The following is a 7425-nucleotide window of genomic DNA, read 5'->3' on the forward strand; positions in this document are numbered from 1 at the left end:
CGGTCACGGTGTCGTCCTCTCCAGGTCGCGGAACCCCGCGAGCGCGTAGCCGTGCCGGTGCACGAGGTCGCGGGTCGCCGGGTCGACCAGCATCGCGAGCTCGTCGCCCCACTGGTAGTCGTCCCACCGGAACCGGGCGAGCCCGGGCTCGCCCGGCGTGCCCGGGTGGCTGTTGATCTCGAGGGTCGGCGCGCCACGCCGGGCCGCCGCGGCGAGGGCGCCGGCGAACCGCGCCGCGTCCAGGTGGCCCGCCTCGTCGAGCCCCGCGTAGTCCGCCGTGGTCCGGAGGCCCGCGCGACGCAGCCGCCGCCCCAGGCCGAGGGCGAGGACGCCGACCCCGGCGCCCACCGCGCCGCGGGCGCGGCTGCGGGGGAGCCGGACGACCGGGATCCCGAACTCGCGCGCGAGGTCGACCACCACCCGCGCGACCCCCGGCCACAGGTGGGTGTGCTGGTGCGTGTCGACGTGCGTGACCGGGACCCCGATGCCGCGCACCTGCTCGAGCTGGGCGCCGAGCTCGCGCCGGAGGTCGGCCGGGTCGAGCCGGCGGGCCAGGCCGCGCCCCACCACGGCCCGGTAGGACAGCGGGAACCGCCCGTCGGCGTCGACGAGGCTGGGGATCCGGCCCGGCGGCAGGAGGGGCGGGTCCTCGCCGACGAGGGCGAGGTGCGCGCCGAGCTCCAGGTCCGGCTGCTCGCGTGCGAGCCGGGCCGCGCCGTCGAACGCCCGGCCCACCGCGAGCACCGACGTGGCCGTGACCACGCCCTCGACGTGCGCCCGGCGGACCGCCGCGTTGATCCCCGGGGTCAGCCCGAGGTCGTCCGCGGTGACGACGAGCAGCCGCCTCACGCGCCCTCCCGCTGCGGCAGGGCCCGCAGCTCCTGCCGCAGCGTCCACATCTCGCCGAGCATCGTGCGGATGACGCCGAGGGAGGACAGCGTCGAGACCCCGCGGGTGCGGGGGAAGTAGTCGACCCCGATCTGCAGGATCTCGAAGCCGGCGCGCTGCGCGCGGATCGTCAGCTCCGCGTCGATGAACGACCCCTCGCTGCGCAGCACGACGTGGTCCAGCACCCGGCGGCTCACGAGCTTGAAGGCGAAGTTGATGTCCCGGACGCGGGTCCCGAACATCGCGCGGATCAGCCCGTTGTAGAGGAACGAGTAGACCGCGCGCCGCGGCCCCTCGCCGGTGCGGTCCAACCGGTAGGCGGAGACGAGGTCGACCTCGTAGGTCTGCAGGACGCGCAGCGCCCGGACCAGCTCGCGCATCTCGAACGGCAGGTCGGCGTCCGTGTACAGCACGACGTCCCCGGTCGCCGCGGCGAAGCCCGACTTGATGGAGCCGCCGAGCTTGCGGTTCACGGGGTGGTGCACCACCCGGACGTGCTCGTCGTCCGCCGCGAGCGCGTCCGCGATCTCCGGGGTCCGGTCGGTCGAGGCGTCGTCGACGACGATCACCTCGTAGTCGAGGACGACCTTCGCCTCGACGAGCTCGCGGCACGTGACCAGGGCGGCGCCGACCGCGCGCTCGACGTACGCCTCCTCGTTCCACATCGGGAAGAACACCGAGATCCGCCCGAGCGGCTCCGGTTCGACGGCACGGATCATGAGACGGCAACCCCTCGGGCGAACAGCGTGGTGAGCAGGACGAGCAGAGCGGCGAGCAGCACGGGCACCGCGACGGCGAGCCACCGGCGGCGCGTCGTCGCGAGGAGGTGACCGGCGGCGGCCATGACCGGGAACGCGACCAGCACGTACCGGCCGGTCCCCATGAAGTCCTTGGTCCCGACGATCGGGATGAGCAGGACGAGCGCCGCGTAGGCGGTGTACCCCCAGCCGAACAGCCGCTGGACCCGGGGCAGCAGCAGCACCGCGCACAGGCAGGCCAGGGCCTGGAGCGTGAGCAGCGCCGCGACGTCGTAGGGCCCCTTCAGCAGCGTGCCGAGGTACGTGATCTTGAACCAGGTGTGCGGCCCGACGCCCTGGTTCCACCCGGGGGCGGACTCGACCTCCACGAACGCGAGCGGGTTGCCGAACTCCACCCAGAGGTACCCCGCCCAGGCCGCCAGGCCGAGCCCCGACAGCAGCACCAGCAGGTGCCGGCCGCGGACGTCCCGGACCGCGCCCAGCACGTCGCGCCAGCCGGGCCACGCGCGCCGACCACCGGCCGTCTCCGGCGGCACGACCTCGCCCGCGCGGGCGCGGCGGTCCTCGGCCAGCAGCTCGAGCGTGCGGACCACGAGCCCGGCGGCGACCGCGACCCCCACCGGCCGCCCCGCGGTCGCGAGCGCGCCGACGAGGCCGGCCGCGGCGTACCAGCGGCGTTCGAGCAGCACGAAGGCCCCGACGGCGGACAGCAGGAAGAGCGAGTCGGCGTACATCGGCCCGTACAGGTAGAGCGCGTAGGGGTAGACGAGCAGCACGACGACGGCCAGCACCGCCGCCCGGTGGGGGAGGCGGGCCCGGGCCCAGAGCGCGTACACCACCACCGCGGTCAGGCCGGCGAGGACGGCGAGCAGCTGCCCGGCGAGCTGGACGTCGTCACCGAGCACGCCGCTCAGCGCCCGGACCCCGAGCGGGTACACCGGGAAGAAGGCGATCGACGACTGCTGACCCGGCGTGTACTCGTAGCCGGTGGTGGCGATGTGCACGTACCAGCCGGCGTCGTACTGGAACCAGCCGTCGAGCCAGGTCGGGCCGGCGAGCACCGCGTTGCGGGCTCGGTCCTCCACGCCGCTGTACGCCACCGACACGACGACCGAGAGCAGGACGACGGCGGCGGCGAACGCGCCGGCGACTGCGGCGGCCCAGCGCGCGGACGGGCGCGTCCGTGCTGGTTCGTGCGTGACGAGCGCGGGTCCGCGCATCGGTGTTCCCCCTGTTCGGAGGCACATTCTGGCCTCCTCCGCGGCGAGTATAGGATCCGGGGGCGTCCGATTCTGGGCCTTTCGGCATCCGGGTCGTCCGGCGCAGCAGACGGCACCGCGGGGCAGCGGTGCGAGGGGGAGGTCGCGGTGCTCGCATGGCTGGCCGTCGGCGCGTCGGCGCTGTGCTCGGGGTCGGCGGTGGTGCTGCAGGCGGTGGCCGCGCGGCGGCTGCCCGCGAGCGCCGGCATCGGGGGAGCGCGGTGGCTGCTCCGCTCGCCGGTGTACCTGGGGGCGCTGGCGCTGGTCGTGGCCGGCTTCGTGCTCGCGTTCACCGCGCTGCGGGGCCTGCCCGTGTTCGTCGTCCAGTCCGGGCGCGCGTCCAGCCTCGCGGTCGCGGCGCTGCTGGCGGTCCCGCTGCTCGGCGCCCGGCTCCGCGCCCGGGACTGGTGCGGGCTCGGCGCGCTGGGCGCCGGCCTGGTCGGCCTGGCGGTCGCGGTGACCTCCGCGCCCGGCTCGGTGCCGGGCCTCGCGGTGCGGCTCGGGGCGGTGGTCGCGGCCCTGCTGATCGCCGTCGGCGCCTGGGCCGTCGCGTCACGGACCGGCTCCGCGCGCTCCGGCCTGCTGCTCGCCGTCGGTGCGGGGCTCGGCTACGGGCTCCTCGCGCTCGGGGCGCGCGTGGTGGACCTCTCCTCGCTGCCGGCGCTGCTGACCGACCCCGCCGCCTGGGCGGGCGGCCTGGGCGGCGTGCTCGGGCTGGGGCTCACGGTCGTGGCGCTGCGGCGGACCCCGGTGATGGCGGCGACCGCGGCGACGGTGGCCACCGAGACCTCGGTCGGAGCGGCGCTCGGCGTGCTCGTCGCCGGTGACCACGCCCGACCGGGCCTCACCTGGCTGGCGGTGCTCGCGTTCCTCGCGGTGCTCGGCGGCACGCTCACCGTGACGCGGGCCGGGACCGACGGGCTCCGGACCCCCGACCGGGTGGGCGCGCCGGGCTGACCGCCCGCGGGGCCCGGGGCGGCGACTGCGCGCCTCGGGGACGATCCCGGTGCCGCCGAGCGCGACCGGCCCCGGCCGGGGCTCAGCGGTGCAGGACCGGTGCGTCCGCCGCGAGGTCGACGACCAGGTTCTCGTCGTCGCCCACCCAGAGCCCGCCGAGGCGGTGCACCTCCAGGTACCAGGGGGACGGCGCGCGCCGCCCGAGACCGAACGGGTCCATGGGCGTCCCGCCCAGGTGGTTGTGGGCGAACCGCTCGTACCGGTCGGCCACGTCGACGGAGCCGGGCGCGCCGTCCGCGGCGTCGTCGGCCGGGGCGAGGCCCGCGTTCGGGTCGTCCCGCTCGACGCGGTACAGGTCGCCGAACAGGCCCGACCGCCGCCGGCTCGCCTCGTCCACGCCCTCGTCCTCTCCGAGCACCGCGCCCTGCCGGGGGCGCGCCGTGCGGGGGCCGGTCAGCTCCGGCTCGGTGAGCAGCACGACGGCGTAGAAGCAGCCCGTGTCGTCGTCGCAGCGCACGTGGGCGTGCGGGTGCGGTCGCGACCGGGCGACGTCCGCCCAGAACGCGTCGGCGGGCGCGCCACCGGCGAGCGCCTCCGTCACGAAGGCGGGCGGCGGACGGAACCCGAGCGCGTCCGGCCAGTCGAAGACCGACACGCCCACGAGCGCCGGGTCGCGGCGGCGGAACTCCTCGGGGACCTCGAACGTGGCGCAGTGGATCATCGGCTGGTGCGTGCGCGGCGACCGCGGCCAGGTCGCCGGGTCGATGGCGGGACCCTCGGGGCCCGCCCAGCCGACGCGGACCGGGGCGGGCCCGCCGGGGCGGTGCTCGCGTGCCCGCTCGGCGCCGACCACCAGGTCGTACGCGGTCGCCGCCGGCCGTCGCCCCTCCCGCCGCACCGCGAGCACCCCCACCACGAGCAGCAGCGCGAGCGCCGCCCCGGCACCGACGCCCGCCGCGGGCCACGCGCCCCCGACGCCCGCGACCCCGGCCACCGCGAGGGCGAGCGCCAGCAGGACGAGCAGGACGAACAGGAGGCTCACCGCGCGCAGCCACCGGGGCCGGTGCGCGGGCGAGGTCGGCGGACGCTGGCTCGGCATGCCCCCGATCCTGGCACCGATCCGCACGTCAGCAGGCCCGGGCCGTGCCAGGCTTCGTCACGGGCGGGTCGGACGCCCGCGGACGGGGGAGACGTGCTGCTGCAGGACACGGTGCTGGGCATCGTCGGGATGAACGCGCTCGCCCTGCTGCTGGTGCTCGCGCGGGCGCCCCTGTTCCGGACCCGCCTGTACCGCCCGATGCTGCTGAACATCGGGCTGTCGGTCGCGCCGGTCGTCGTCCTGGGAGCGGGGGTCCTGGTGGTGGCCGTGCTGCTCGCGGCCGGCGCGCCGCGCGCGGTGGGCGCGGCCGCGGAGGTCGTCGTCGTGCTGGTGTGGCTGCTCCTGCTGCCCAACGCCGGCTACCTGGTCACCGAGCTGAACCAGTCGCACCGCAAGCCGGGGGAGCGGGTGCCCGAGTGGTACGACATCCTGCTCGTGCTGTCGCTGGCGATGTCCGGCGTGCTGAACATGCTGATCAACGTGTTCTTCGTCCAGCTCGCCTACGTGGCGCTGCGGTTCGACGACGTCGACGCGCTGCTGTCCGCGGAGGTGCGCTGGCTGACCGTCGCGGTGCTGCTGCTCGCCGCGTTCGGCGTCCACCTCGGGCGGAACATCCGGGTGAACAGCTGGGACGTGCTGCGGCCGTGGCGGCTCGTGGCCCGCGTCGTGGCCCACCTCCGGGCGCCCGGGCGGCTGGTCGAGGCCGCCGGGTTCACGCTGGTCTGCGGGGCGTTCTTCGGGCTGATGCACCTCGTCGTCGTCGGCCCGCTGGTGAGCGCGGTGGTGGCGCTGAGCTAGCCCGGCGCCGGCGCCGGCGCCGGGCTAGCGTGGCGCGGCCGGAAATCCCGTTGACCGGCCGCGTTACGGTCGCGAGATGCATCTCGAGGACCTGCCCCTCGCCGGCCGCACAGCGCTCGTCACGGGCGTGTCCCGGCGACAGGGCATCGGGTTCGCCGTCGCCCGCGAGCTCGCGCGCCTCGGCGCCAGCGTGTTCACGCACGACTTCGCCCCGCACGACGCGGACCAGCCCTGGGGCGGCGACGACCTGGCCGCGGTCGCCGACGGCGTCCGGTCGGCGCTGCGGGGCGGCGCCGTCGCGGGCCGGGCGAGCGCGGACCTCCGGGACCCCGCCCAGGTCGACGCGCTGTTCGACACCGCGCTCGGCCTGACCGGCGCCGTCGACGTCCTGGTGTGCAACCACGCCCGCAGCGGCGGCGACGGCTCCGTCCTCGACATGACGCCCGACGTGCTCGACGCGTTCTGGCAGGCCAACACCCGGTCGACGATCCAGCTCACGCAGCGGTTCGCGAGCCGGTTCGCGGCCGCGCCGCCGGCGGGGACCCGACCGGGCGAGCGGCGCGAGCGGACCGCGCCGGCCGACCCCGCCGGCGCGCCGAAGGTCGTCTGGATGACGTCCGGGCAGCAGCACGGGCCGATGCGCGGCGAGGTCGCGTACGCCACGTCCAAGGCCGCGCTGGCGGGGGTGACGGCCACGGTGGCGGCCGAGCTCCTGGACGTCGGGGTCGTGCTCAACACCGTGAACCCGGGGCCGGTGAACACCGGGTACCTGGACCCCGGGTCGACCGACCGGCCCCTGGCCGAGCTCGACGCCCTGCGGGCCGCGACCCCGTTCGGGCGCTGGGGCGAGCCCGCCGACCCCGCGCGGCTGATCGGGTGGCTCGTGAGCCCGGCCGGGTCGTGGGTGGTGGGGCAGGTGCTGACCTCGGACGGCGGGTTCGGGCTGCAGTGACGGCGCCGGCCCGGGTGTCGGTGCCGGGCGCTACGGTGCGCCGGTGAACGTGATCGAACGAGGGACCGGGACGCCGCTCGTCCTGCTGCACGGCTTCGGCGTCGACCACCGGCTGCTGCTGCCGCTGGACCCCGTCGTCGAGGCGGCCGGCGGGTGGCGCCGGCTCTACCTGGACCTGCCCGGCGCCGGCGGGACGCCCGTGGGCGACGTCGCGAGCACCCAGGACGTGGTGGCCGCGGTGGAGGCGGAGCTGGACCGCCGGATCGGCGACCAGCCGTTCGCGGTCCTCGGGCAGTCGTTCGGCGGCATGGTCGCGCGGCAGGTGGCGCACGACCGGCGGCAGCGCGTGCTGGGGCTGGCGACCATCGCGGGCGTGTTCGTCGCCGAGCACGCCCACCGGACCGTCCCGCCCGCCACGGTGCTCCGCACCGACCCCGAGGCGCTGGCGCTGGCCGGCGGGGCCGCGTCGGACTACGCCCAGGGCGCCGTCGTGCAGTCGGTGGCGCACGCCCGCGCGTTCCTCGCGCACGTCCGCCCCGGGCTGCTCGCCGCCGACCAGCAGGCGCTCGACCGCATCGCCGCCCGCTACGCGCTCGACCGCGAGCCCGAGGACGCCGACCCGGAGCCGTTCACCCGCCCCGGGCTGGTGCTCACGGCGCGCCAGGACGCGGTCGTCGGCTTCGAGGACGCGTGGGCGCGCCGGGCGCACTACCC

General features: G+C 76.7%; 8 protein-coding genes. 4 read left to right on the plus strand and 4 right to left on the minus strand.

Translation table 11 applies throughout. The annotated features are described in order from the left end of the window. Positions 1-3: 3 nt before the first annotated feature. The 3 genes from VER05_RS13820 to VER05_RS13830 are packed head-to-tail and all read right to left on the minus strand — an operon-like array spanning position 4 to position 2866. Positions 4-849, minus strand: a complete 846-nt coding sequence (locus tag VER05_RS13820) for a carbohydrate deacetylase (protein ID WP_324845913.1) — start codon at positions 847-849, stop codon at positions 4-6. Next, positions 846-1607 carry a glycosyltransferase family 2 protein gene (locus tag VER05_RS13825; RefSeq protein WP_324845914.1) on the minus strand — a complete coding sequence of 254 codons (762 nt, stop codon included), beginning with the start codon at positions 1605-1607 and terminating at the stop codon, positions 846-848. Before VER05_RS13825 ends, VER05_RS13820 begins: the two co-directional genes overlap by 4 nt. Beyond that, the gene (locus tag VER05_RS13830) at positions 1604-2866 is read right to left on the minus strand and encodes a hypothetical protein (RefSeq protein ID WP_324845915.1); all 1263 of its coding nucleotides are present in this window, start codon (positions 2864-2866) and stop codon (positions 1604-1606) included. The genes VER05_RS13825 and VER05_RS13830 overlap by 4 nt, the downstream gene beginning before the upstream one ends. A gap of 147 nt (positions 2867-3013) precedes the next feature. Here VER05_RS13830 and VER05_RS13835 point away from each other — a divergent pair, with 147 nt between their 5' ends. Beyond that, the gene (locus VER05_RS13835; protein WP_324845916.1) at positions 3014-3862 is read left to right on the plus strand and encodes a hypothetical protein; all 849 of its coding nucleotides are present in this window, start codon (positions 3014-3016) and stop codon (positions 3860-3862) included. An 82-nt stretch (positions 3863-3944) separates the two neighbouring features. Here VER05_RS13835 and VER05_RS13840 read toward each other — a convergent pair whose 3' ends face one another. Beyond that, entirely contained in the window at positions 3945-4961 is a 1017-nt protein-coding gene (locus tag VER05_RS13840; RefSeq protein WP_324845917.1) for a hypothetical protein, read from the minus strand. 93 nt (positions 4962-5054) lie between these two features. Here VER05_RS13840 and VER05_RS13845 point away from each other — a divergent pair, with 93 nt between their 5' ends. The 3 genes from VER05_RS13845 to VER05_RS13855 all read left to right on the plus strand — a co-directional run. Further along, on the plus strand, positions 5055-5759 hold the full coding sequence (locus tag VER05_RS13845; RefSeq protein WP_324845918.1) for a DUF1361 domain-containing protein: 705 nt from the start codon (positions 5055-5057) through the stop codon (positions 5757-5759). Positions 5760-5835: 76 nt separating this feature from the next. Next, complete coding sequence (locus VER05_RS13850) at positions 5836-6711, plus strand: SDR family oxidoreductase (protein ID WP_324845919.1); 876 nt, start codon at positions 5836-5838, stop codon at positions 6709-6711. 43 nt (positions 6712-6754) lie between these two features. Continuing rightward, a partial coding sequence (locus VER05_RS13855; protein WP_324845920.1) for an alpha/beta fold hydrolase occupies positions 6755-7425 on the plus strand: 671 nt, incomplete at its 3' end.

Source organism: Cellulomonas sp. (genome assembly GCF_035634735.1).
Classification (GTDB): domain Bacteria; phylum Actinomycetota; class Actinomycetes; order Actinomycetales; family Cellulomonadaceae; genus Cellulomonas.

Excerpts from the sequence above, each read along its gene's own strand:
- VER05_RS13825 (WP_324845914.1), bottom strand. The coding sequence starts at position 1,607 with ATGATCCGTGCCGTCGAACCGGAGCCGCTCGGGCGGATCTCGGTGTTC.
- VER05_RS13830 (WP_324845915.1), bottom strand. The coding sequence starts at position 2,866 with ATGCGCGGACCCGCGCTCGTCACGCACGAACCAGCACGGACGCGCCCG.
- VER05_RS13840 (WP_324845917.1), bottom strand. The coding sequence starts at position 4,961 with ATGCCGAGCCAGCGTCCGCCGACCTCGCCCGCGCACCGGCCCCGGTGG.
- VER05_RS13850 (WP_324845919.1), top strand. The coding sequence starts at position 5,836 with ATGCATCTCGAGGACCTGCCCCTCGCCGGCCGCACAGCGCTCGTCACG.